Genomic DNA, 23927 nt, shown 5'->3' on the forward strand with positions numbered 1-23927 from the left:
CAACTCCTTTAACAGAATCTTCATAAAGGTTGGATGAAAAGGACACTCCAAACACCCTGGTCCTTTTCACCTCTTTTCAATACCTATAATACTCTATTGGTCACTTAAATCTTTTTCAGTATTTTTAATATTGTTATCCCAGTATTCCATCCACTCGGATTGTTTTTCATCAAACACTTCCCAATCGATTTCCATTGGGTTAATTTCTGTTTCCGTAATCCATGCTGGTAAATCTTCTACATCTTCACGTGTAGGTATGCGATAATACTTTTCTGCCAATAATTTTGCAGCTTCTTTGGTATTAACAAATTCATAGAAAGCTTCCGCTGCTTTAGGATGTGGTGCATCATTTAAGATTGCAATCCCTTCTGTTAAAACAGGTGTGCCACTCTCAGGTATCACATAATCAAATGGATAGCCCTTCTCTTCTGCTAGCATTACAGTGTCCGGCATATTCCATACAGACAGGCTACCGACACCTTTTGCTACCTGGTTATACATAATTTCTGGATTAGCAGAGTATTCTTTTGTATTTTCGTCTAATTTTTTCAACCAGTCATAACCTGCTTGTGGATCTTCAGTATCTTTATATGTTCTATAAATCATAGCGGAATAAATCGTACGCATCGTACCTGATGCCAATGGGTAACGGATAATCAGTTCGTCTTCCCATTTTGGCTCGATAAGCTCATCCCAGTCTTTTGGTGCTTCCTCTTCAGAAATTTCCTGCGTATTATATAAAATGACTTCTGGTGTAATGGATGTTCCAGACCACATCCAATCTTCATGATGGTACATTTCATCTAAAGCATCTGCATATGATGGTTTATATTCCGCAAGTAAACCATCCGCTGCTGCTTGATCAAAGTTTAATTGTGGTGCCCCCCACCAAACGTCTGCTTGCACATTATTCGCTTCGGAGCGAACACGATCCAGGATTTCTTGAGAACCCATATCTAGAAATTGCATATCAATTCCATATTCTTCTTCAAATAATTTTTCAAATTCTCCTAAAATATCACTTCCATGTGGGGAATAAACAACCACTGTATCTTCTAAGTCACTAGATTCTCCCTCTGAACTAGCTGCTTCTTCATTTGTTTCTCCTTCAGTAGCTTCACCACTAGTTTCTTCATCGGAGCCTCCAGCCATACAGCCAGCAAGGAAAAGAACAAGCCCAAGCATCATTAGAAATAGCCAATTTTTCATAAATCGTTGCACTAAAATTACCCCTTTCTTTTAAATGTTGAATACGCCATCATACTCTTTTATAAAAAGAGCGACAGCACCAATTACCCCTGCCTCTACACCAAAATTTGTTGGAACCACATCACATTTTCTTGGCGTGAATCGTTGTATGATGTTTTGCATCTTTTCGCTAATAACATGGTACGATTCACTTACACCACCCCCTAAAATAATTAATTCTGGATCTAATATAGAAATGTAATTGGCAATCCCTAGCGATAAATTTTCAATAGCAAAATCAATTACTTCTGTTGCATCCTTATCTTTCTTCAGATAAAGATTAAATGCCTCTTTTGCTGTTACCTTTTTCCCTAACTGCTTGGAGAGTTGACTACCAATCGAAGAACCACCTGCAACACTTTCTAAAAAACCATACCCATCAAATATGGGGTTATAATGTTTCGCATATTCCCTGTCCGTTACCATATACCCCATCTCACCAGCACTATATGAACTACCACGATAAAGGTCGCCGTTAATCATAATGCCACTACCTATTCCAGTTCCAATCGCAATGTATACGAGGTTTTCCTTTTTCCTACCAATCCCCTTCCAGTGTTCACCAAGTACGCTGATATTGACGTCATTATCAACAAAAATGGGAAATGGAAATCTTTCTTTTAGCTTTTCAAGGATAGGATAGTTCACCCATTTTAAAGCAGGGGCTTCTACCACGATTCCATGATCCACATTGACAATACCTGGTACACCAACACCCATCCCTAAAAGCTTGGACTCACTTAAATTCAATCGGCCTCTTAAGGATTCTACTTCCCTTTGTATCTGCTCAAATAAGTGCTCATCTTCATATTGCTGTGTAGGTATCGCAGTAAAGTCACACACTTTTCCACTTAAATCTGTGATTCCAATCGCTACTTTCGTCCCACCAATATCCACTCCTACTATATAGCCCTTTTGTCGGTTAAATTTCAGATTGACAGGACGCCTTCCTCCGTTTACAGGAACGTCACCAATACCTGTTTCATAGACCCATTCCTCTTCTATTAATTGGTCCACAATAGAAGACACAGTAGGCTTAGAGAGTGATAGCTTTTTAGAAATAGATGCACGTGAAACCGTCTCTTCTTCAATAATGCATTGTAAAATTAACCTTTTATTCATTTGCTGTATGTAAGTAGAATTTCCCTTCAGCATGTCAAAAGCCCCTTAATCATTTCTTTTAAAAATATAGTTAGTAAAGTTTACTTACTAAGCATAATTTTAATATTATTCTAAATGAAATCACTCACCATGTAAAGTGGAAATTTTAAGAAAATTATTTATACTTATATAACAAAAATTCGCCCGTCGTAATAGTGACCATTTACCTATGTCTAAATTATTAAATAGAACTTTCTTAATATTTACATTTTTAAATCCTATGTTAATTTTATTAAAGAAATACCACTTGTTTGTTTAGTTAGTAAGGCTTACTAACTAAACAAAGGAAAGGAGGATTTTTTTTAAAAGAAATCAAAAAATTTATTGGAGGTAAATATTTATGAAGAAAGCTTTTTATTTGTTTCTTTCCATTGTCTTAATTGTCACAGTCCTACCCATGACAGGATTGGCAGAAGAAAAAGAAAAGCATGATGTAGAACTTTGGAATGTCGTGAAGCCACTTGATACGACGGTAACATTCCTAAATACGGGAGCACATCCAGATGATGAGCGAAGTGATTTACTGGCCTATCTTTCCCGAGGATTAGGAGTAAAAACTGCAAGTATGATTGCGAATCGTGGGGAAGGTGGACAAAATGAAATTGGAACTGAATTAGGAAATGCTTTAGGTATCATCCGCTCCAATGAGATGGTTGAAGCCGCAAAAATTACTGGTGTGAAAGCTTATCATTTAAGTGAAACAACCAATGATGCGATTTATGACTTTGGTTTTTCCAAATCCCCAGAGGAAACACTGGAAAAATGGGGAGAAGAGGTTGCATACGAGCGTTTAATTAAATTTATCCGAACATACCAACCAGATATTGTGATGCCATCTTTTCGTAATGTGGACAGTCAACATGGACATCACCGCACAATGACCATTTTAAGTCAACGTGCATTTGAAGATGCCCAAGATCCAACTGTTTTTCCTGAGCAATTGGAAAATGGTCTAGATGTATGGCAAATCAAAAAATTGTATTTACCTGCTGAGTCTGAAGAAACAGCTACGACATCCATTGAGATTGGCGATTATGACCCAATTTACGGCATGTCCTATCCACAGCTTGGGGAAGAATCCCGATACATGCACAAAAGTCAAGGAATGGGAAATGATATTCCTGTTGAACCTAGACAATTCCATCTAGAACTAATCAACTCTACTACCCCTGAGAATCAAACAGAATTATTTGAAGGAATCCCGTATGACTTCTATGAGTGGGCAGAAGTTGTATCAAACAAGGGACTTCAAACCAAATTAGAAAAACTCCAACAAGACTTAGATGCTATCATCGAGCTTTACCCTAACCGACAAGCAATATTACCAAAGTCACAAAGTGCTTTAAGACAAGTACAAAATATTTCCAGGCATATAAAAAAAGCAAATATAGATACAGCTACGAAAAATGACTTACTTCATAAACTAGAAATTAAAGAAGAGCAGTTACAGCAAGTAAGCTTTGTTTCATCAAGCCTTGAAGTAGAGACTTCCTTGGATACGTATGTATTAACACAAGGAGAAGAAACGCAGGTTGAGGTTCACCTTACAAACCATGGCGATAAGGTATTACATCATATTGATGCATCATTGGTAACTCCCGAAAACTGGGAAGTAAACAGTAATAATGCGTTTAAACACTTGAAACCGGGCGAATCAACATCTGTAACTTATACAGTTACTGTACCAGACGATGCTGAATACTTTAAAGCCTATGCAGAACCGATAATCCAAGTGAAAATCAGCTTTAAAGAAAGAGGCGTAAAATCAACACAAATAGTTGAACTGGACAACTCCATTGCGGTGCTACCCGAATTGAGTGTTACACCTGACCCAGTAAACCTAACCGTAAATACAGCAGATGTTCAGGATGAAATACCCGTTACCGTAAAGGTTAAAAATTACTTCAATGGTAAAAAACAAGCATCTATTTCCTTAAACCTTCCAGAAGGATGGAATAGTGAGCCTGAACAAAGAGATGTCGTATTTTCCGAACGATTCAAGGAACAAGAAGTTTCCTTTATATTAACACCTCCTTCTAACATAGAAGAAGGCGAGTTTGAGATTGCGGCAATTGCTGAATCTGATGGAAAACAATTTGATACAACCGTACAAGAAATATCCTATGACCATATTAATGACTCGTATTTCCAATATCCATCTAGTATTGATGGCGTAGCATTTGAATTGTTGAAGCCAGATAATTTAAAAGTTGGTTATATTGAGAGTGGCTTTGATAAAGTTGCGGATTACTTAACAAACGCTGGATTCGATATAACGAAATTAGATGAGGAAGACCTTACTTCTGATGATTTATCACAATACGACACGATTATAACAGGAATTCGTGCAAATCTATCACGTGAAGATCTCGTTCAAAACAATGAACGTTTACTAGAATATGTAGAAAATGGTGGTCATTTGGTTGTTCAATATCACAAACCATGGGATAACTGGGATGCTGAAAATTCCGCACCATACATGTTAGAAATTGGGCAACCTTCTATTGAATGGCGTGTGACAGATGAAGATGCGGAAGTTACTGTTACCCAACCAGATCATAGACTGTTCCATTATCCGAACCAAATCACAGACAGTGACTGGGATAACTGGGTACAAGAGAGAGGCCTATACTTCCCAATGAACTGGGATGAAAACTACGAAACATTCGTTACAATGAAAGACCCTGGAGAAGAACCGTTTGATGGCGGAATTCTACTAACAGAATACGGAGAAGGAACATATATCTATACAAACCTCGTATTTTATCGCCAAATCGATAACCAAGTGCCAGGCGGATATCGTATTTTCACCAACCTGATCAGTTATGGTTCAGGAGAATAATGTATGAAGATGCGCAAGTAAGAACCTTCTTACTTGCGCTGTTTGTTTTGCAGGATTTCCAAGATCGTGAAGTGAATTCTTCACTCTACTTATCAATCACTTCAATCTTACCATCCTTACCAACTAGGACCTTCCATGTCATATCGGTAAATAGTCCTGTCTCCACGACACCTACTAAATCAATTAATTCATTGTGTAGTTTTTGTGGTTCAAGAATTTGTTCAAAATTACAATCTAATATATAATTCCCATTATCCGTAACGAATACTTCCCCATCTATTTTTCTCATTACAGGTTTACAACCGAATTGAGAAATTTTATGTGCTGTTACTTCCCAACCAAATGGCACAACTTCTACTGGTAGAAGGAATTTCCCAAGGTGATCTACTAGTTTAGAACTATCCACAATAACTAGAAATTCCTTTGCAGCATCAGCAACTACTTTTTCGCGAAGTAAGGCACCTCCTCCGCCTTTAATTAATTGCAAATTGGGATCCACTTCATCTGCTCCATCAATAGCCAAATCTAATTCCTGTACTTCGGAAAAGTCTGTTAGAGGAACACCGAATTCTTTTGCCCATGCCGCAGTTCTATTCGATGTTGGTACCCCCACAACAGTTAGTCCCTGCTTCACACGTTCACCTAATGCTTTTACAGCATAGTACATGGTTGTTCCAGAACCTAATCCCACTTTCATACCATCTTTTATATAATTAACTGCTTCTTTTCCAACTAGTTGTTTTAATTGATCTGCTTGACTCATAATAATTTCCTCCTGTTATTTATATTTAACACTTCTATTCTATATTCGATTTCTGCTTTAAATTTTTCCTTGTCCCATACCAGGGCATTATTACATTCGTTACCTTCTACCTACTTCTTTTATCTTTATTCATCCCTTTAAATTGCTTTGTCGTGTTATAGCATGGGAAACGACAATAATTAAGCCACCTGAAGTACTGTCTATTTGTACTATTTCTTCTCCAGGTGTGAGCAAGTGTATCATGATTCACTTCTCTCTATGATTATTTCAGTAAATTAATTATATAATTAAAAACGAAACATAGAAAGTCAAAAAATAAAGGTTACCTTAAAGTTTTACTGTACAAATCATTAAGATCTTTTTAGATTTATCCATGTGTGATCCACCATTGATGTCAATATCATCACCAGTAATATAAGATGCCTCTTCGGATAGAAAGCAATTGAATGAACCGCCTTTCTTTGGTATTTATACGTTTTTGGTGAATGCACTTCCCGGTTATTCTTGAAATTTAATTAGGTGATAGATGTAAATTCCTAAGTAATTCTACTTAAATCCTTCCTATTTTTTCTAGTTTCTTAATAAATGCCCCTACAGTATTCATTCACCTTTCATAACATGTAAGTAAATGATAAATGAAAGGGGCAAATTTTAATGTTTGATGATTCTGCCAGTAAACTTTCACAATCTCCTTTGATTGATGAATTTTTGCGGAGAGAATTACGTAAAGCCTCCAAAAGCCAAGGAGCAAAATCCAACGCCTTTCCTGTACTAGTGAAATTTAAAAAAGATGATACTTGTTTTGAAAATGGAACGGAAACATTAAATAAAATTAATAATAACCACAGTCACTGCGAGATAAAAAGATCACTTCCTCGTCTTTTTTTACAAAGTGGAAAGTTAACTGCTGAAGCCCTTGACGATCTATGTACCAACTGTGAAGATATAGAAAAAGTCTACCTGGACCGCGAATATAATGCATTGCTTGACACAGCAAGTAATACCACAAGAGCAACTGAACTTCAAAAAGAAAAGAATGCGACTGGTGAAGATGTTACGATTGCGATAATTGATACGGGGGTATATCCAAGTGCTGACCTAATGCAGCCGACCAAAAGAGTGATTGGATTTAAGGATTTCGTCAATGATAGAATAAGTCCTTATGATGATAATGGTCATGGTACTCACTGTGCTGGAGATGCAGCTGGGAACGGATATTTATCTAACGGAAAATATGCGGGACCCGCTCCAAAAGCCAATATTGTAGGTGTTAAAGTTCTCAATTGGATGGGAGCAGGGGCTTTATCTAATATCCTTGCAGGAATAGATTGGTGTGTCGAAAATAAAGAGAAATATAATATTCGAATTCTATCCTTATCATTGGGCGGAACTGCCATATCAGCTACAGATGATCCCATGGTTGAGGCTGTTAATGAAGCATGGAAAGAAGGCATGGTCGTATGTGTCGCTGCAGGTAATGAAGGGCCGGTAAAAGGAACCATTGCTTCCCCAGGCATTAGTGAGAAAGTAATCACGGTTGGGGCTTTGGATGATAAACAAACTTCTAATCGTTCGGATGATGGGGTTGCAGACTTTTCCAGTCGGGGTCCAACACCAGACAGACGTACGAAACCAGATATTCTTGCCCCGGGTGTGGACATTGTATCACTTAGGTCCCCTTATTCCTATTTGGATTTAACCTCTAGAAGTAAGCGAATAAATCAACACTACACCACCATGTCCGGAACCTCCATGGCTACACCAATTTGTGCAGGTGTGTGTGCTCAATTACTAGAATTAAATAAGAACTTAACACCCGATGAGGTCAAAAGACAACTACTTGAAAACGCGGAAAATCTTGGTCTCGACCCACACATCCAAGGAAAAGGGTCTCTTGATGCTATCAAAAGTGCTAAACAGGACAATACCGAATTCGAAACTGGGCATTCTATTTTAGGAGAAACGTTCCTATCACCTAATCTAATGAACCAATACGTGAAAAGTATAAATTCCGAAGCCATTGAAATAGCAAACTACTATTTAACCTTTGGAGAATATTATGGTATCAGAGGAGACATTGCTTTTTCCCAAGCTATGCATGAAACAGACTTTTTAAGATTTACTGGTGTGGTGCAACCGGAACAAAATAATTTCTGTGGCTTAGGTGCAACTGGGCCTGAAAATCCAGGTACAAGTTTTAAGACACCAGCTCAAGGTGTCCTCGCACATATACAACATCTATATGCCTATGCAACCAAGGAGCCCCTACCAGATAAATACGAACTGATTGATCCCCACTTCGACCTAGTTACAAGAGGATCTGCTCCCACTTGGGTTGACTTAAATGGAATGTGGGCAGTTTCTGATGACCAATACGGGGAATCCATATTAGATTTATATGAAAAAATGATTCAGTTCTCATTGAAAAACTTAAAAAAGGTTCTACAAGATATAGCATAAAAAAGATTATTCATATAGGCGGTTTCATATAGGCGTTTTTTTCACTTCTTAACGGAAAATCACCCTTTTGTACGTGACCGACATGTCTAAAATAGATACTAGGATCGGTTCCAAATGCTACAACAAAGCATTAGGAACCGTCCCGAAACTATCAACTATTTAGAATTTATTAATCCATTTTCTTTGTTTGCTTTTTCTTGCATTAACTTTAGAAGATCTAGGAAATGATCGTCACGAGTGTGGATTGCATTTTCACCATAGTCATCATATTTATAAAAACCTTCATTCGTTCGAATACCAAGCTCATCCTTTTCCACCATTTCTTTTAAGAAGGACGGAACTTCTCTTGTATTCGATAAATCTTGCATAATGTTTCCTACCATCGCTTTTGTCGTTTGTAAACCGGCTAAATCTTGACTTTCCATTGGACCACAAAATGCCCACTTAAAGCCCATGCTACCCTTCATAGCGATATCAATATCTTCTGCCGTAGCTACCCCCTGCTCCATAAGGTGGAATGCTTCGCGAAGCATAGCTACTTGGACACGATTGACGATAAAACCTGTTATCTCCTTTTTTAGAACAACTGGGGATTTTCCGATTTCTTTCATAACATCATACGTTGATTGGACGATATCTTCACTTGTTTTGTCGAATTTAACAATCTCCACAATTGGTACAAGTTGTGGTGGATTAAAGAAGTGAGTAATTATAAACCTTTCTGGGTGCTTCGCTTGTTTTGTTAATTCTTCCAGTGGAAATGTGGAAGTATTCGATGATATAATCGTTTTTTCAGATACAACGCTTTCAATAATTTCATAGGTTTCTAATTTTGTCTCAAGCACTTCGGGAATAGATTCTAGAATAAAATCTGTACCTTCTATCGCTTCATGCAAATCTGTTGTATAAGTGATTCGATTTAATGTTTGCTCTAGCTCACTTTCTGTCAGCATTTCTTTTTCAACCATAATCTTCAAGCTGTTTGTAATAAGCTCTCTTGCTTTTTCAAGAGAAGATTCACGTCTAGCTCTTATGCGTACATTCTTTCCTGCTTGTGCAAATAATTGAGCAGCACCATGTCCCATAACACCTGCTCCAAGTACTGTAATATTCTTCATTTTCGTCCCCCATTTCGTAATTTTTATTAATCGTGTCGTTTGTTGCCTTTTTGACGTAGTAGAAGAGTGATGTGCAGTACAATTTAATGATTAAATTAAGAGTGCTCTATAATCGCTACGGAAATACACTACGCTTTCCGCGTGCACTGATGAGCCTCCTCCGAGCTAACGCTCTCCGGAGTCTCACCTAGGCTTTTCATCCCGCAGGAGTCTTCGTGTATTTCCTCCGCTGTTTCGATACACAAACGCTTTACTGGTATTTCAATTCTATAAAAAATTAATACCAGAAAACGACTGTCCAGCGAGCGGAAATCAACATACCACTGAACCAATGTTCTCTCGTAAGTTACTTCGATCATATCTATCTTACACAATAAGGCAACAACCCTTTGCAAAAAAGAAACAAAGTAGATTAAGCACTTACTTTTTTAATAGGCTTCTTGTTATTTCTAAGCCCTTCATTTATATGAATAATAACTGCAGCGCCAATAATAGCAGCTATCGCAACTCCAGCTAGTAGGACAGATGCATCCATTAATAGGACGAGAATAATTCCAACAATAGATGCTACTGATGAAAGTATGGTATAAGTGGCAAATGTTTCTTTCATGGATAAACCAAAAAACTCTTTTACCATCCAGAAGCCTGGATCATTCACATGTGATGCAAAGGCTGTTCCGGCTCCAGTTGCTAGAGCGACTAGAGCTAAGTTTGCATCAGGATAAGAACTTAGCATGGGAAGAACTAATCCTGCAGTTGATAAAGCAGCAACAGTTCCTGAACCTAAACTAATACGTAATATTACGGCAATAATCCAAGATAGTAAGATTGGGGAAATAGAGACATCAGCAAACAGACCAGCAATATAATCTCCAACACCGCCATCAATAATGACCTGTTTAAATGCACCACCGCCACCGGTAATTAATATTAACAACCCAATTGCGTTGATGGATGCTCCAGCAGAATTCATTAATTCTTTCATTGGGATTTTCCTTGAAATTCCCATCGTATACAAAGCTAATAGTAGTGAAAATAACAAAGCTATTGGAGCGTCTCCAACAAAACGTATCATTTCAATTAATAGATTATCTGCAAATCCAAGCTTTTTTTGAAAGATATCTAAAAAAGCTGAAGCAGACATCAATAGAATCGGAAATATAGCTGTTAAGACACTAACACCAAATCCAGGTGTTTCCTCCAGTTTCCATTGTTTTTGCTCTCCTAACGCTTCCTTATTTCCTGTCTTTTCAAAAGCACTAGGTATCCACCTTCTGTTTATTTTAGGAAACCAAACTCCAGCAATAATAATAGTTGGAATGGCAATAATGATACCATACACTAATACCATCGCTATATCTGCCCCATACTCTTCCGTAACGGCAGTAATTCCTGGGTGAGGTGGTAAAAAGCTATGAGCAACAACTAAAGCTCCTGCCATCGTAAGACCAAAGTGTGTAATGGAGATTTTTAATTCCTTAGAAATCATATAGACGATTGGAATTAATAGAATGAAGGCTACATCCCAGAACAAGGAAATTCCAACAATAAAAGAAGCAACGGCAACGGCCCATTGAACATTTCTTTTTCCAAATTTATCAATCAATGTCATGGAAATACGATAGGCTCCACCCGCATCGGCAATCAAACGACCAATCATCGCTCCGAAACCCAAGATTAACGCAATATGTCCTAAGGTGCCACCTAATCCTGTTTCGACAGAATTAGCGATTTCTCCTAGTGGCATCCCTAATGTCAGTGCCACAACAAACGACACAATAATCAACGATATGAATGCATTTACTTTGAATCCGGTGATTAAAACAATTAATAGAATAACTCCTAGTGCAACCATCAATAGTGGCATGTCCATTTCCCCCCTTTATATATAACTATCCACCATCCCTAACATAAAAACTCTAATTATACCTGCTTACCTCTGAAACAAATTCCCCGCTACATTAAGAAATGCAACGGGGACTACATTTATTTCTACTCAATATACTATAGGACTATATTCAGCCGAAAAAAGCCTCGGCCTTCTCTAGTTGTTCTTCTTGTTCTTCCGTCAAGTCATGTTCATCTACAATGGCCTCTACTGGGCAAGCTGCTACACAAGCACCACAATCAATACATAGATTTGGATCAATATAGTATTGATCTTCCCCTTGTTCAATGCAATCCACTGGGCAAATTTGTGTACATTCTGCAGCCTTTTCATTTCCACATGCTTCTAGTATGACGAATGCCATCTAATCCTCTCCTTCTGTCTAATGTAGAATCTATGGAAGCTATTTCACCGTTCGCTCCATTTCTCGTTGTACATAATCTTCTATATTCAGATTTAAAAACTCTATTGCATTTTTACCATGAATCTTCGCCTTTTCTTCATCACTTAGCTTCTCTACTTTATCGACAACTTTTCCAGACGGAGCTTCACGAAGTAAAAACGGGTAATCTGATCCAGCAATAATATGATCCACACCGAATCTATCAATCATAAATTGTAAGTTATTTTCATCATAAACCAATGAATCATAATATAATTTCTTCGCATAATGACTAGGAGGGTGCTCGGTCTTTCTGATGTGCGGCCATACATTCCATCCTTTATCCATTCTTGGTAATAGATAAGGAAGGGAACCTCCACCATGAGCAAAGCATAATTTCAAGTTAGGATATTTATCTAACATTCCACTCATCATAATACTTCCAGCAGCTAAAGCCGTTTCAGACGGCATGCCTACCATATACATAAAGTTATGACGTGGCATCCTTTCTCTTCCAAGTGTTGCCCATGGATGAACAAAGAGTGGAACCTCTAGGTCATTTGCTGCTTGGAAAAAGCGATCCAATGATTCATCATCTAGATTTTTACCATTTATATTACTTCCAATTTCCAAACCTTTTAATCCTAATTCATCAACAGCTCTTTTCATTTCTTCGATAGCTAAATCCACGTTTTGTAATGGCACAGTACCTAAACCAATAAATCGTTCCGGACATTCCTTTACAATCGATGCAATGAAATCATTTTGGAATCTTGCCATTTCCAATCCTTGTTCGGGTTCAGCCCAGTAACTAAATGTTACGGGAATAGGAGAAAGAACTTGGATATCAATCCCCTCTTTATCCATATCCTTCAAACGCTCTTCTATATCCCATGTTTGATTCGTGATATCCCTAAAATTCTTTCCCTTAATCATTATTTTGGCTCCACAATCACAAGTATGTTCTAATACGGGCCAACGATCATCATTATATTTTTTTGCTAGATTCAGAAAATCCTCTGAGATTATATGCGTATGAAAATCTACTCTTAAAGTGTGTTTCATGGAATAACTCTCCTATCTTCCGTACTATTCTCCAATTTTCGCGCCATAAGTAAAGTACGTTTCTGGAGGCGTACTACCCCACATTTCTAGACCAAGTTGACCTGTTTCTGGCTCCCATTCGATTGCTTTCCAATCAGGTGAAAACATTAATAATCCACCAGTCCAAATTTCTACACGATGACCAGATGGCTCGAACACATAGATAAACTGTGCACCACTCGTACCGTGTTTACCAGGACCCCACTCAATCTTCATATCATTTTCTGCCATGATATTCGCCGCACGGATCAATTCGTCCCCAGTATCAAGATAATATGCTAGGTGATGGAATAATGCACCGTTTTGATTGGAATTTCTCATAAATGCTATTTCATGAGCGATATTCGTTCTACTTAACCATGAACCTAAAACGTCTTCTTTGTTTTTGATAAAGTAACGATGATGAATGCCAAGTAAATCAGTCCACCACTCTTGTTCTTTTTTCACATCGTTCACCATAATATTGACATGGTCAAAACGGCGTGGAGAAACCCCTCTCATTTGATATTTACTTGGATGACTTGGTAATTTAGATGTTAACGCTGGATCATTTGTGATAAATTTCTCTTTTTCCCAATACAATTCAATAGGAATACCTGATGGCGATTTAAAATGAAGCGCATCTCCTAGTGCTTTTTTCTGTCCGCCTTCTACCCAATTAAAGTCAATGTTCATTTCTTTTAATTGTTTTTCAAATAATTGAAGTGACTCCTTAGAGCTAACTCGCCAACCAATACGGTTAACCTCTGATTCATTAGACGCTTTTAATACAAGGGTATGATGATCAAAATCTTGCCAAGCTCTTAAGTAAGCTCTATCCCCGTCTGTTTCTGTTAAAACAAGACCCAATACTTCGGTAAAAAACCATACAGATTTTTCAAAATTATTTACACTAATTTCAACATGGCCAAGATGTGCCACCGTACGTAATAAATTCTCTAACCTTACTTGTGCAGATTCCTCACTTAAACTTAGAATATTTTCTTGAACTTTTGACATCACTTTTTCCTCCTCTTAATTGGTAATTGCCTCTTTTTTCTTTTTTTCCTTTTCTCTTCTACTCATAATCGATGTACTATGAGCACCATGCAGTGATTCTTTCGGGTTCATGTAAACCTTCGCATTACTGACTGCAACTGGGGCTTCTCCAAAGCCAGTCGCCATTAATTTCACCTTTCCAGGATAAGTAGAAATATCCCCAACAGCATAAATTCCTGGAATATTCGTTTCAGCTTTGGAATTCACAACAATAGAATTATTTTCAATTTCTAATCCCCAGTTATTTATTGGGCCTAAATTAGAAACAAAGCCATAATTGACGATATAATCATCAGCTTCTAGATTAATAACCTCATCACCCTTGGTTTGTTTTAGTTGAATGGATTCGATTTTCGATTCACCTATCAACTCTTTTGGTACGTAAGGTGTTAAAATATTAACAGATGATTCCTTTAATTGATTCACACTATGTTCGTGTGCTCTAAAGCGATCCCTACGATGCACAATACTTACATTGGCCGCAATTCCTTCTAACATTAAAGCCCAATCTACTGCAGAGTCTCCACCACCGAAGATAGCAACATTTTTACCTTTAAAATCTTGTAAATCCTTAATTTGATAATGGAGATTTTTCCCTTCAAATTGTGCCTCGTTTTCCAATTTCATCGTCCTTGGTTTAAAAGCTCCATTTCCTGCTGTAATAATAATTGTTTTCGAATAATGGATCCCACGATTTGTTTCGATGGTAAAAATATCTTCATCTTTGATGACTTGTTGTACTTCTTCATTCAAACAAACTTCATTTTCAAATTGATTCATTTGTTCCTTTAATTGGTTCACTAAATCCAATGCTTTAATCTTAGGAAAACCCGCTACATCATACACATATTTATCTGGATAAACGGCTGCTAGTTGGCCACCCAACTCTGGAATACTCTCAATGATTTTCACACTTGCTTGGCGCATTCCCGCATAAAATGCTGTAAACATACCAACTGGGCCACCACCGATAATGGTAATATCGTATACTTTTTCTTCGTTACTCATAATCCACCACCTATATGGAAACTTATAAAATCAAGCTAATTTTCCCTTGGGGTCTTAGACTATCTAAGTGTAAGATAGTCTTTTTACTTTTGATTGCCAGTGCCCCATCTTGATTTACAATTTCATATTTTTGTTTACCGACAAAACTATCTAAAACTTCCCGTTTCGTACGATATGTTGTAAAGTTGCACTCCACCTGAATAATTTCTGAATCTAAATTACTAACAAGAATATTGTGGAGATTTCGTACCGTAGTAGAATGCGGATACTCCACATGTGCTTCTTTTTTCAGTAGTCTTTCCGCCCGTTCTTTCAATCGGCTTCTACTATCATGAATATAGAAAATGGATTTCGTTGGACTTGCATCAGGTTCACCAATAGGAGGAACCATGTACGTCCCATCATCTGTGAATAATTCAGCCCATTCATTCAGCTTCCATTCATCTAATAATTTCGCTTCCGTATAAAGAAAATCAACTACATCTTGTCGTGTTACACTCACTGTCCAACAACCTCCTTATTAAAGGATTCTTGTAAGATTTTGTTATACTGTCTCCAGAAGCTTCTCATTTGCAATTCATCGGTTGCAAGTGAGTTTCCTTCCCCACGAACCATCCCTTTGGATATATCATTCCATTCCACTTCTTGATTATTGGTATATGCTTCTTGACATAATTCCAATGCTTCATTATCGTCCGGCGTTGCAAAACCACCTGGGCCTAAGAATTCTAGGAAGTTATTGTTTCGAGCCATTCTATGTTCCTCGTTTTCTCCCTTAGGAGCTAAAGAATAACCACTAACTTCCATATAACCTGGAGATGTAGGATAGAACGTTCTTGCAGTAATAGCCATGATATCGTTAATTACTAGGTTCGGGAAAATCAAAATATTACGGTTATAATTAGCTATACGGTCTGCCCGTTCCTCACCAAATCGTTCAACAAGATTGGCTTTTATTTCCTCCATATCTTTCTTCAAATCTTCACTCCAGATAGGTGTCCACTGAGCGATTGGTCTTCCCCATGGTGCTACATATTCCATAACAGCATGGCCGTTTCCTAAATCAATTCCTTTACCTTCTAACTTGACACGTTTAAGATCTGGATCTTGTTCCTGTTTAATATCAAAGTACGTTTTATGTGTTGGCATTCCATGGTATAAATCGACACTGTTCTCTGCTAGTAACTTCCAATTAGCGCGAACACTATATTGTTGAACACCGCCTAATACTTCCATCCCTGCTTCTGACTGATCAGCCACAAGGTCAATATATTCTTTCGCGTTTCCTAGGTATTCATCTAAAGAAATAGCATTATCGTCAAAATTAACAAAAATAAATCCTCGATAGCTGTCGATTCTTTTAACCGCTTTCATATTTTTCGCACCATCGTCATTGAAGCATTCTGGAAAGCCATCTTTCCCTGGCATCCCCACTAATTCCCCATCATTTTTAAAGCTCCATGCATGATAGAAACAGCGGAAAACTCTAGAATTACCTTCATTTTCTCGGCAAACAAGCGCACCACGATGTGGACACGTATTATAAAGTGCACGAATTTCTCCATCCTGGCTTCGTACTAATAATAGATTTCGTCCGCCAACTTTCTTTCGTTTGTAATCCCCTAATTCAGGGATTTCTGTTTCATGCCCAATAAACAACCAGCATTTATTAAAGATTTCAGCTCTTTCTCTAGCTAGAATCTCTTTGTCTGAAAACACACTACGGTGCACAAGAAATTCATGTTTATCCTTATTATCACGAATGATTTCTCTCATCTGTTACACTCACCTTTCATGATTTTTTACAGCAAGTCATCATCTGCCCGCTTACATTTATGAAATTCTTGAGGTAATTAAGTGATTTTGAAAGTCTGTTTTCGAATGGTAGAATAACTCCCATCTCCACTACTTTATTAAAATATTAATCTATCCCCTTTTATCTAAGATGTGTTCCACCATTTGCTTTCGAAAATCCTAAATAACTAATCCTTTCCCTTGTTAACGCTTGCAATTTGTCAAGAGGTTGAAAGGTATGTTCTTTATTCATACCACTATTTAACACGTTGGCAACAGAAAGCTTAACGCTATTACCTCTAACGTTTCATGCAATGGTTAACCTGCCATTTGGCTTATTCTAATGTTCTATAATAATTACTTTTAATAATCCCCCCTTTAAGGACACTATTTAGAAAATTGTATTTAAATTGATTGTTTCGTTACTACTTAGTATATAAGATTGACTTTTCAGAAACCAATTAATTATTTTTATAATTCGGTATATAATCTAAAAAATAATTTATAAAATACAATAAATTACTACTTTTCCACCAACTGGGTTGACAGATAGGCTTTTTTTAACCTAAAATTTAGATAAACTATTATATCAATTATTGGAAACGCTTTCCTAATCTAGATATTAGAACATGAGATTTCAGGGGGAAAAAAAATGAACGAAAATCAATTAGAAACCTTTCTCACAATCGCGAAATTTAAGAGCTACTCCAAGGCAGCAGTCATCCTCAATGTCACCCAACCAACTATAACTTCACGAATAAAAGCATTAGAAGAGATCTTAAATTGTGAGCTTTTCACAAGAATTGGACATGATATACTTTTAACTAAAGAAGGTAATATGTTTATGGATTATGCCAAAAATATCCTAATGTATATGCAACAGTCCAAAGAAATTTCAAATATGTTAAAAGATCCACTTATTAAAGTAGGTTTCTCTCCAGGTTACGCTTCTTCTTTTATAGTAGAGTTGTTAAAAACCATTAAATCAATTGGTGGAATCGATATTCAAGTAGTGGAAGGCTTTGATTCAGACCATTTAAATGAACGATGCTTAGCAGGGGAAATAGATTTAATTTTTACAAGAGAGGTTACTTCTAATCAACATGATATTGTTTCCGAATACCTTTTTGACAATAATTTAGTAACCGTGCTTCCAAATAACCATCATTTGTGTAAAGAAGAAATTCTTACGTTAGAAGACTTAAATGAGGAAACCATCATTAGTTTTAGACGTCAGTCTCAATTATGGAAGCAAATCGATCAACGGCTTTTAAAAGTAAATAAAATCACACGTATTGATGTTGAAAACAATGAAATGTTGCTACAAGCCGTTGCAGGTGAAATAGGTATTGGGATCCTTCCAGAGTTAGGAATAGACAAAAGCTATTGTTCAAAAATAGAAATTAGGAAAATCACCGAAATTTCCAACATACCAAATAAGGTCTATGTACAATATCGAAAAACCTCTCAAGTAAAAGATGTAGTGAAGAAAGTTATTTATTCTATCATAGATCATAAATATAATGGGAACGGTTCTCCGTATACCGAGGCAAATTAAAAAAGGTTGGGACATAACGAAGTATTTAACCCAAAGACAAACCATGCACTGTCTAGTGGAGTATATTTTCCGTAGACTGTTCGCATCAATCATGTTCATGGTTTTACGTCGAAAAAATACTTTTGTCCCAGTCTTTTTTTACTCCTTCAATTTCTTTACCTATAGAAAGCCTTTATACCTATCGATAATTCTATGCCAGATATATTGAATAAATTGAGTAATGGTCAAACATATTTAAAAGAAACATGCCTAAATCGTCCATCTTAAGTAAGTAAAAAGCTTTATATTTTTAAATTCAAGATTCATCCAAGCAAAAGTAAAAATCACCTTTTCCAAAATCAAAAGGTGATTTATCGAGTACTTTCATATTTATTTACTAGGATTATATCTAATGTATATTGCGTTTTCTGAAATTGCCGCCCTTTACTTCCGCTACGTCGTACACCGTAAGAAAGGCGGATTCATCGATTTCACGGATAATTTCCTTTATTTTACTTTCTTCTAAACGATTAATAACACAAGTAATTTCTTTAAATTTATCATTGGAATAACCACCATATACATCATTAAACGTTGCTGTACGCCCAAGACGGTCACGTATAGTATCCACCATTAAATCAGGTTCACTAGTGATAATTTTATAGGTTTTTGAACCACTTAACCCTTCTTCAACGATGTTAATCACTTTAGATGCAATAAAATAAGCAATTGCGGAAAGAAACGCTCCGCGAAGACCGAATACCATTGAAACAAAAATAAATACAAATAAATTTAAGAATAGAATTAAATCGCTTGTCCCAAACGGAAATTTCCGTGAAAGTAATACGGCTAGCATGTCAATCCCATCTAATGCACCACCATTTCTTAGTGCTAACCCCATTCCAATCCCGAGAATTATACCACCGACCACAGTTACCAATAAAGTATCTTCTTCAACAATCATCGGAATATGGTGCATAAGACTTGTACTAATAGCTAATGAAGCTATCCCGAGTATCGAATAAATGGCAAAACTCTTACCAATCTGTTGGTATCCTAACCAAATAAAAGGAATATTAAGAGCAACGATTAAAACACCTAATGGTAGTTCAAAAAGTTGTGACCCAACAATACTAAGTCCTGTCACTCCCCCATCTGATACATTATTTGGAATTAATACCGATTCTAGTCCATAGGCTGCGATAAAGCCACCAATAATAATCATTATTCCCCTTAAAATCATCATTAGTTTATTCGGTTTTGTATTTTTCTTCATAATATCTAATCCTCACTTTAAGCTTACCAATTTACCTAATTAAGCTAATTAAGTTTACCATAACTCGGTACTATAGGCTCTATACAAATCAAAAAAAGTGATTCAATCCCATCCTTCCCCATAGGACAGGAAGAATCACCTTATATTTTGGTTCGTTTTAAAACTATAATCAATAATTCATACAATATTAGTAAAAATTGTTTGTGGAGTACATATAGCGTTCTAATATTAATAAACCATGTAGAACAATGTATATAGGGTTCCTTAGATTATTTCTTTACTAGCTATCTAATCCATCTTAGGTCATTATCTAACTTCAAGAATATAGTTCGCAATCATTTAGTACTGCAGATGCTAGAACATTTGCACCGTCTTACTGCCCCCATATTTGGTTCCACTTTTACAATTTGATTTTTTGGGTCTGCTGATTTTACTAATAATTGATTGATTTCTTTATTATTTTTAGTGGCTGGATAACCAAAATCGTAACATATATCAAATTCTGATAAAAATGCACCACAAATATGGTATACCTTTACTCCATAAAATGCTTTGATATAGAGATGATTAAATCGGCAGGTAAAAGATGGCGTGCTGCGTATAGAAAAAATGGTGTGATTACACTACAAGATACTGGAATAAGCTGTTAAAAAAGCTCGAAATGATGGAGAGGGGGTTGCGGAAGAAGAAATAAAATTAGCAGCATCTCAAAGGTTTATACTAATACGAGAATCATAGAAAAGTATAAGTGAAAGAATAAGGTTAGCTACTTATGCGACATAGCTGGGGTATCCAGATCACAATCAGAAAGTTAAAGAAAAATTCAAGAGTGAAATTAGCAAAAGACGCATTTATACATTCCGACCAGGGAGCACACTACACTAGCCCAGACTTCCAAGTACTATTAAAGAAATATAAATTAGGATAATCTATGTCACGACGTGGAAACTGTTGGGATAATGCCCCTCAAGAATCATTCTTTGGCCATTTTATAGATGAAGCTAATATAAAGCAATGTGAAAATTTGAAAGAGCTAACGAAATTAAGCAATACATGATTTATTACAATAACTATAGATATCAATGGGATTAAAAAAAGATGATTCCTGTACAATACAGGAATCATCTTTTGGATACTGTCTACTCTTTTTTTATAATGTCCTTGACAAAGGGTACATTTCACAATAAAAGAGTATCTTGTTTTTTTGCCTAGCAACGTCCTACTCTCGCAGGGGTTAACCCCAACTACCATCGGCGCAGGAGAGCTTAACTACTGTGTTCGGCATGGGAACAGGTGTGACCTCTCCGCCATTGTCACTAGACATATATTTTTAGGTTTGCACCTTCAAAACTAAATAAGAGTTAATCACTGACATCCTCTAAGAAGTTAGTTAAGTCCTCGATCGATTAGTATTCGTCAGCTCCACGTGTCACCACGCTTCCACCTCGAACCTATCTACCTCATAGTCCCTGAGGGATCTTACTCACTTAGAAGTGATGGGAAGTCTCATCTTGAGGGGGGCTTCATGCTTAGATGCTTTCAGCACTTATCCTTACCATACGTAGCTACCCAGCTATGCTCCTGGCGGAACAACTGGTACACCAGCGGTATGTCCATCCCGGTCCTCTCGTACTAAGGACAGCTCCTCTCAAACTTCCGGCGCCCACGACGGATAGGGACCGAACTGTCTCACGACGTTCTGAACCCAGCTCGCGTACCGCTTTAATGGGCGAACAGCCCAACCCTTGGGACCGACTACAGCCCCAGGATGCGATGAGCCGACATCGAGGTGCCAAACCTCCCCGTCGATGTGAACTCTTGGGGGAGATAAGCCTGTTATCCCCGGGGTAGCTTTTATCCGTTGAGCGATGGCCCTTCCATGCGGAACCACCGGATCACTAAGCCCGACTTTCGTCCCTGCTCGACTTGTAGGTCTCGCAGTCAAGCTCCCTTCTGCCTTTACACTCTGCGAATGATTTCCAACCATTCTGAGGGAACCTTTGGGCGCCTCCGTTACCTTTTGGGAGGCGACCGCCCCAGTCAAACTGCCCGCCTGACACTGTCTCCGAACCGGATCACGGTCCTGGGTTAGAAGGTCCATACAGCCAGGGTGGTATCCCACGGATGCCTCCACGTAAGCTGGCGCTCACGCTTCTGAGGCTCCCACCTATCCTGTACAAGCTGCACAGACATTCAATATCAGGCTACAGTAAAGCTCCACGGGGTCTTTCCGTCCTGTCGCGGGTAATGCGCATCTTCACGCATAGTATAATTTCACCGGGTCTCTCGTTGAGACAGTGCCCAAGTCGTTGCACCTTTCGTGCGGGTCGGAACTTACCCGACAAGGAATTTCGCTACCTTAGGACCGTTATAGTTACGGCCGCCGTTTACTGGGGCTTCGGTTCTAAGCTTCGGACCAAAGGTCCTAACTCTTCCCCTTAACCTTCCAGCACCGGGCAGGTGTCAGCCCCTATACTTCGCCTTTCGGCTTCGCAGAGACCTGTGTTTTTGCTAAACAGTCGCTTGGGCCTATTCACTGCGGCTCTATCTCTATAGAGCACCCCTTCTCCCTAAGTTACGGGGTCATTTTGCCGAGTTCCTTAACGAGAGTTCTCCCGCTCACCTTAGGATTCTCTCCTCGCCTACCTGTGTCGGTTTGCGGTACGGGCACCTGTGATCTGGCTAGAGGCTTTTCTCGGCAGTGTGAAATCCGGAACTTCGGCTATAGTTGCCTCCCCATCACAGCTTGAAATGGCCAGACGGATTTGCCTATCTGACTTTCTCACTGCTTGGGCGCACACGTCCATCGGTGCGCATTCCTTATCCTACTGCGTCCCCCCATCACTCATAACGATCACGAGGTGGTACAGGAATATCTGCCTGTTGTCCATCGCCTACGCCTTTCGGCCTCGGCTTAGGTCCCGACTAACCCTGAGAGGACGAGCCTTCCTCAGGAAACCTTAGGCATTCGGTGAAAGAGATTCTCACTCTTTTTTCGCTACTCATACCGGCATTCTCACTTCTAAGCGCTCCACCAGTCCTCACGGTCTGACTTCACAGCACTTAGAACGCTCTCCTACCATTGTCTAAAAGACAATCCACAGCTTCGGTGATACGTTTAGCCCCGGTACATTTTCGGCGCAGAGTCACTCGACCAGTGAGCTATTACGCACTCTTTAAATGATGGCTGCTTCTAAGCCAACATCCTGGTTGTCTAAGCAACTCCACATCCTTTTCCACTTAACGTATACTTTGGGACCTTAGCTGGTGGTCTGGGCTGTTTCCCTTTCGACTATGAACCTTATCACCCATAGTCTGACTCCCAAGTCTAAGTAGCTGGCATTCGGAGTTTGACTGAATTCGGTAACCCGATGAGGGCCCCTAGTCCAATCAGTGCTCTACCTCCAGTACTCTTTCCTTGAGGCTAGCCCTAAAGCTATTTCGGAGAGAACCAGCTATCTCCGTGTTCGATTGGCATTTCACCCCTACCCACACCTCATCCCCGCATTTTTCAACATACGTGGGTTCGGGCCTCCTGTCAGTGTTACCTGACCTTCACCCTGGACATGGGTAGATCACACGGTTTCGGGTCTACGACCGCATACTCATTCGCCCTGTTTAGACTCGCTTTCGCTGCGGCTTCGTGTCTTCCACTTAACCTTGCATACGATCGTAACTCGCCGGTCCATTCTACAAAAGGTACGCCGTCACGCGTAAATGCGCTTCGACTACTTGTAGGCACACGGTTTCAGGTACTCTTTCACTCCCCTTCCGGGGTACTTTTCACCTTTCCCTCACGGTACTGGTTCACTATCGGTCACTAGGGAGTATTTAGCCTTGGGAGATGGTCCTCCCGGATTCCGACGGAATTCCACGTGTTCCGCCGTACTCAGGATACACTCCGGAGAGAATTCTCTTTTGACTACAGGGCTGTTACCCTCTTTGGCTCATCTTTCCAGATGGATTCGTCTAAAGAATTCCTTTGTAACTCCATGTGGAGTGTCCTACAACCCCAGAGAGCAAGCTCTCTGGTTTGGGCTGTTTCCGTTTCGCTCGCCGCTACTTGGGAAATCGCATTTGCTTTCTCTTCCTCTGGGTACTGAGATGTTTCAGTTCCCCAGGTATGCCTCTTGTGCCCTATGTATTCAGACACAAGTCCTGTTCCATTACGAACAGTGGGTTTCCCCATTCGGAAATCTCCGGATCAAAGCTTACTTACAGCTCCCCGAAGCATATCGGTGTTAGTCCCGTCCTTCATCAGCTCCTAGTGCCAAGGCATCCACCGTGCGCCCTTATTCACTTAACTAA

The 23927-nt window shown here is 38.6% G+C and carries 15 protein-coding genes, 2 rRNA genes and 2 pseudogenes; 4 read left to right on the forward strand and 15 right to left on the reverse strand.

All coding sequences use genetic code 11. The features are described from left to right. Nucleotides 1–93: 93 nt before the first annotated feature. Together CAO17_RS12035 and CAO17_RS12040 are read right to left on the reverse strand one after the other, a co-directional pair. A complete protein-coding gene (locus CAO17_RS12035) occupies nucleotides 94–1221 on the reverse strand; it encodes an extracellular solute-binding protein (protein WP_245831835.1) in 1128 nt (375 codons plus the stop codon). Nucleotides 1222–1239: 18 nt separating this feature from the next. Then, on the reverse strand, nucleotides 1240–2403 hold the full coding sequence (locus tag CAO17_RS12040; protein WP_085992993.1) for an ROK family transcriptional regulator: 1164 nt from the start codon (nucleotides 2401–2403) through the stop codon (nucleotides 1240–1242). Between the two features lie 346 nt (nucleotides 2404–2749). On the opposite strand from CAO17_RS12040, the gene CAO17_RS12045 reads away from it, so the two are divergent. Continuing rightward, nucleotides 2750–5251, forward strand: a complete 2502-nt coding sequence (locus tag CAO17_RS12045; RefSeq protein WP_085992994.1) for an NEW3 domain-containing protein — start codon at nucleotides 2750–2752, stop codon at nucleotides 5249–5251. An 85-nt stretch (nucleotides 5252–5336) separates the two neighbouring features. Here the strand turns inward: CAO17_RS12045 and rpiA are convergent, their stop codons facing one another. Then, the gene (gene rpiA / locus CAO17_RS12050) at nucleotides 5337–6014 is read right to left on the reverse strand and encodes a ribose-5-phosphate isomerase RpiA (protein ID WP_085992995.1); all 678 of its coding nucleotides are present in this window, start codon (nucleotides 6012–6014) and stop codon (nucleotides 5337–5339) included. Between the two features lie 654 nt (nucleotides 6015–6668). Here rpiA and CAO17_RS12055 point away from each other — a divergent pair. Then, on the forward strand, nucleotides 6669–8474 hold the full coding sequence (locus CAO17_RS12055; protein ID WP_085992996.1) for a S8 family serine peptidase: 1806 nt from the start codon (nucleotides 6669–6671) through the stop codon (nucleotides 8472–8474). A 155-nt stretch (nucleotides 8475–8629) separates the two neighbouring features. On the opposite strand, the gene CAO17_RS21895 is transcribed toward CAO17_RS12055, so the two are convergent. From CAO17_RS21895 to CAO17_RS12095, 9 genes and pseudogenes are all read right to left on the reverse strand, one after another. Continuing rightward, entirely contained in the window at nucleotides 8630–9085 is a 456-nt protein-coding gene (locus CAO17_RS21895; RefSeq protein ID WP_281252962.1) for a 3-hydroxyacyl-CoA dehydrogenase family protein, read from the reverse strand. Next, nucleotides 9059–9640, reverse strand: a pseudogene (locus tag CAO17_RS21900) (3-hydroxyacyl-CoA dehydrogenase family protein); the annotation flags it as partial. The gene CAO17_RS21895 and the pseudogene CAO17_RS21900, both read right to left, overlap by 27 nt. Nucleotides 9641–10004: 364 nt before the next feature. After that, entirely contained in the window at nucleotides 10005–11459 is a 1455-nt protein-coding gene (locus CAO17_RS12065; protein ID WP_085992998.1) for a gluconate:H+ symporter, read from the reverse strand. A gap of 151 nt (nucleotides 11460–11610) precedes the next feature. Then, nucleotides 11611–11844 (reverse strand): ferredoxin family protein, encoded by a 234-nt coding sequence (locus CAO17_RS12070; RefSeq protein WP_085992999.1) that lies wholly within the window; start codon nucleotides 11842–11844, stop codon nucleotides 11611–11613. A gap of 39 nt (nucleotides 11845–11883) precedes the next feature. Next, nucleotides 11884–12927 carry an amidohydrolase family protein gene (locus CAO17_RS12075; protein ID WP_085993000.1) on the reverse strand — a complete coding sequence of 348 codons (1044 nt, stop codon included), beginning with the start codon at nucleotides 12925–12927 and terminating at the stop codon, nucleotides 11884–11886. 24 nt (nucleotides 12928–12951) lie between these two features. Continuing rightward, nucleotides 12952–13965, reverse strand: a complete 1014-nt coding sequence (locus CAO17_RS12080) for a VOC family protein (RefSeq protein ID WP_085993001.1) — start codon at nucleotides 13963–13965, stop codon at nucleotides 12952–12954. 15 nt (nucleotides 13966–13980) lie between these two features. Further along, nucleotides 13981–15012 (reverse strand): NAD(P)/FAD-dependent oxidoreductase, encoded by a 1032-nt coding sequence (locus CAO17_RS12085; RefSeq protein ID WP_085993002.1) that lies wholly within the window; start codon nucleotides 15010–15012, stop codon nucleotides 13981–13983. 22 nt (nucleotides 15013–15034) lie between these two features. Continuing rightward, nucleotides 15035–15514, reverse strand: coding sequence for an aromatic-ring-hydroxylating dioxygenase subunit beta (locus CAO17_RS12090; protein WP_085993003.1), 480 nt, complete (start codon nucleotides 15512–15514; stop codon nucleotides 15035–15037). Beyond that, nucleotides 15511–16788, reverse strand: coding sequence for an aromatic ring-hydroxylating oxygenase subunit alpha (locus CAO17_RS12095; RefSeq protein ID WP_085993004.1), 1278 nt, complete (start codon nucleotides 16786–16788; stop codon nucleotides 15511–15513). Before CAO17_RS12095 ends, CAO17_RS12090 begins: the two co-directional genes overlap by 4 nt. A 670-nt stretch (nucleotides 16789–17458) precedes the next feature. On the opposite strand from CAO17_RS12095, the gene CAO17_RS12100 reads away from it, so the two are divergent. Beyond that, nucleotides 17459–18364 carry a LysR family transcriptional regulator gene (locus CAO17_RS12100; protein ID WP_085993005.1) on the forward strand — a complete coding sequence of 302 codons (906 nt, stop codon included), beginning with the start codon at nucleotides 17459–17461 and terminating at the stop codon, nucleotides 18362–18364. Between the two features lie 388 nt (nucleotides 18365–18752). Here the strand turns inward: CAO17_RS12100 and CAO17_RS12105 are convergent, their stop codons facing one another. After that, nucleotides 18753–19619, reverse strand: coding sequence for a YitT family protein (locus CAO17_RS12105; protein WP_085993006.1), 867 nt, complete (start codon nucleotides 19617–19619; stop codon nucleotides 18753–18755). Nucleotides 19620–20418: 799 nt separating this feature from the next. On the opposite strand from CAO17_RS12105, the pseudogene CAO17_RS21685 reads away from it, so the two are divergent. Then, nucleotides 20419–20711: pseudogene (locus CAO17_RS21685) on the forward strand (IS3 family transposase); the annotation flags it as partial. A gap of 114 nt (nucleotides 20712–20825) precedes the next feature. Here CAO17_RS21685 and rrf read toward each other — a convergent pair. Then, a 5S ribosomal RNA gene (rrf, locus tag CAO17_RS12110) occupies nucleotides 20826–20940 on the reverse strand. A gap of 65 nt (nucleotides 20941–21005) precedes the next feature. Then, nucleotides 21006–23925, reverse strand: a 23S ribosomal RNA gene (locus tag CAO17_RS12115). Nucleotides 23926–23927 lie beyond the last annotated feature (2 nt).

The organism is Oceanobacillus senegalensis, assembly GCF_900176885.1.
In the GTDB taxonomy this organism is placed as follows: domain Bacteria; phylum Bacillota; class Bacilli; order Bacillales; family Amphibacillaceae; genus Oceanobacillus; species Oceanobacillus senegalensis.

What these genes read in the sequence shown, in the direction of transcription:
- CAO17_RS12040 (WP_085992993.1), bottom strand. Translation starts at nt 2,403, where the DNA reads ATGCTGAAGGGAAATTCTACTTACATACAGCAAATGAATAAAAGGTTA.
- CAO17_RS12045 (WP_085992994.1), top strand. Translation starts at nt 2,750, where the DNA reads ATGAAGAAAGCTTTTTATTTGTTTCTTTCCATTGTCTTAATTGTCACA.
- rpiA (WP_085992995.1), bottom strand. Translation starts at nt 6,014, where the DNA reads ATGAGTCAAGCAGATCAATTAAAACAACTAGTTGGAAAAGAAGCAGTT.
- CAO17_RS12055 (WP_085992996.1), top strand. Translation starts at nt 6,669, where the DNA reads ATGTTTGATGATTCTGCCAGTAAACTTTCACAATCTCCTTTGATTGAT.
- CAO17_RS21895 (WP_281252962.1), bottom strand. Translation starts at nt 9,085, where the DNA reads ATGAAAGAAATCGGAAAATCCCCAGTTGTTCTAAAAAAGGAGATAACA.
- CAO17_RS12065 (WP_085992998.1), bottom strand. Translation starts at nt 11,459, where the DNA reads ATGCCACTATTGATGGTTGCACTAGGAGTTATTCTATTAATTGTTTTA.
- CAO17_RS12070 (WP_085992999.1), bottom strand. Translation starts at nt 11,844, where the DNA reads ATGGCATTCGTCATACTAGAAGCATGTGGAAATGAAAAGGCTGCAGAA.
- CAO17_RS12075 (WP_085993000.1), bottom strand. Translation starts at nt 12,927, where the DNA reads ATGAAACACACTTTAAGAGTAGATTTTCATACGCATATAATCTCAGAG.
- CAO17_RS12080 (WP_085993001.1), bottom strand. Translation starts at nt 13,965, where the DNA reads ATGTCAAAAGTTCAAGAAAATATTCTAAGTTTAAGTGAGGAATCTGCA.
- CAO17_RS12085 (WP_085993002.1), bottom strand. Translation starts at nt 15,012, where the DNA reads ATGAGTAACGAAGAAAAAGTATACGATATTACCATTATCGGTGGTGGC.
- CAO17_RS12095 (WP_085993004.1), bottom strand. Translation starts at nt 16,788, where the DNA reads ATGAGAGAAATCATTCGTGATAATAAGGATAAACATGAATTTCTTGTG.
- CAO17_RS12100 (WP_085993005.1), top strand. Translation starts at nt 17,459, where the DNA reads ATGAACGAAAATCAATTAGAAACCTTTCTCACAATCGCGAAATTTAAG.
- CAO17_RS12105 (WP_085993006.1), bottom strand. Translation starts at nt 19,619, where the DNA reads ATGAAGAAAAATACAAAACCGAATAAACTAATGATGATTTTAAGGGGA.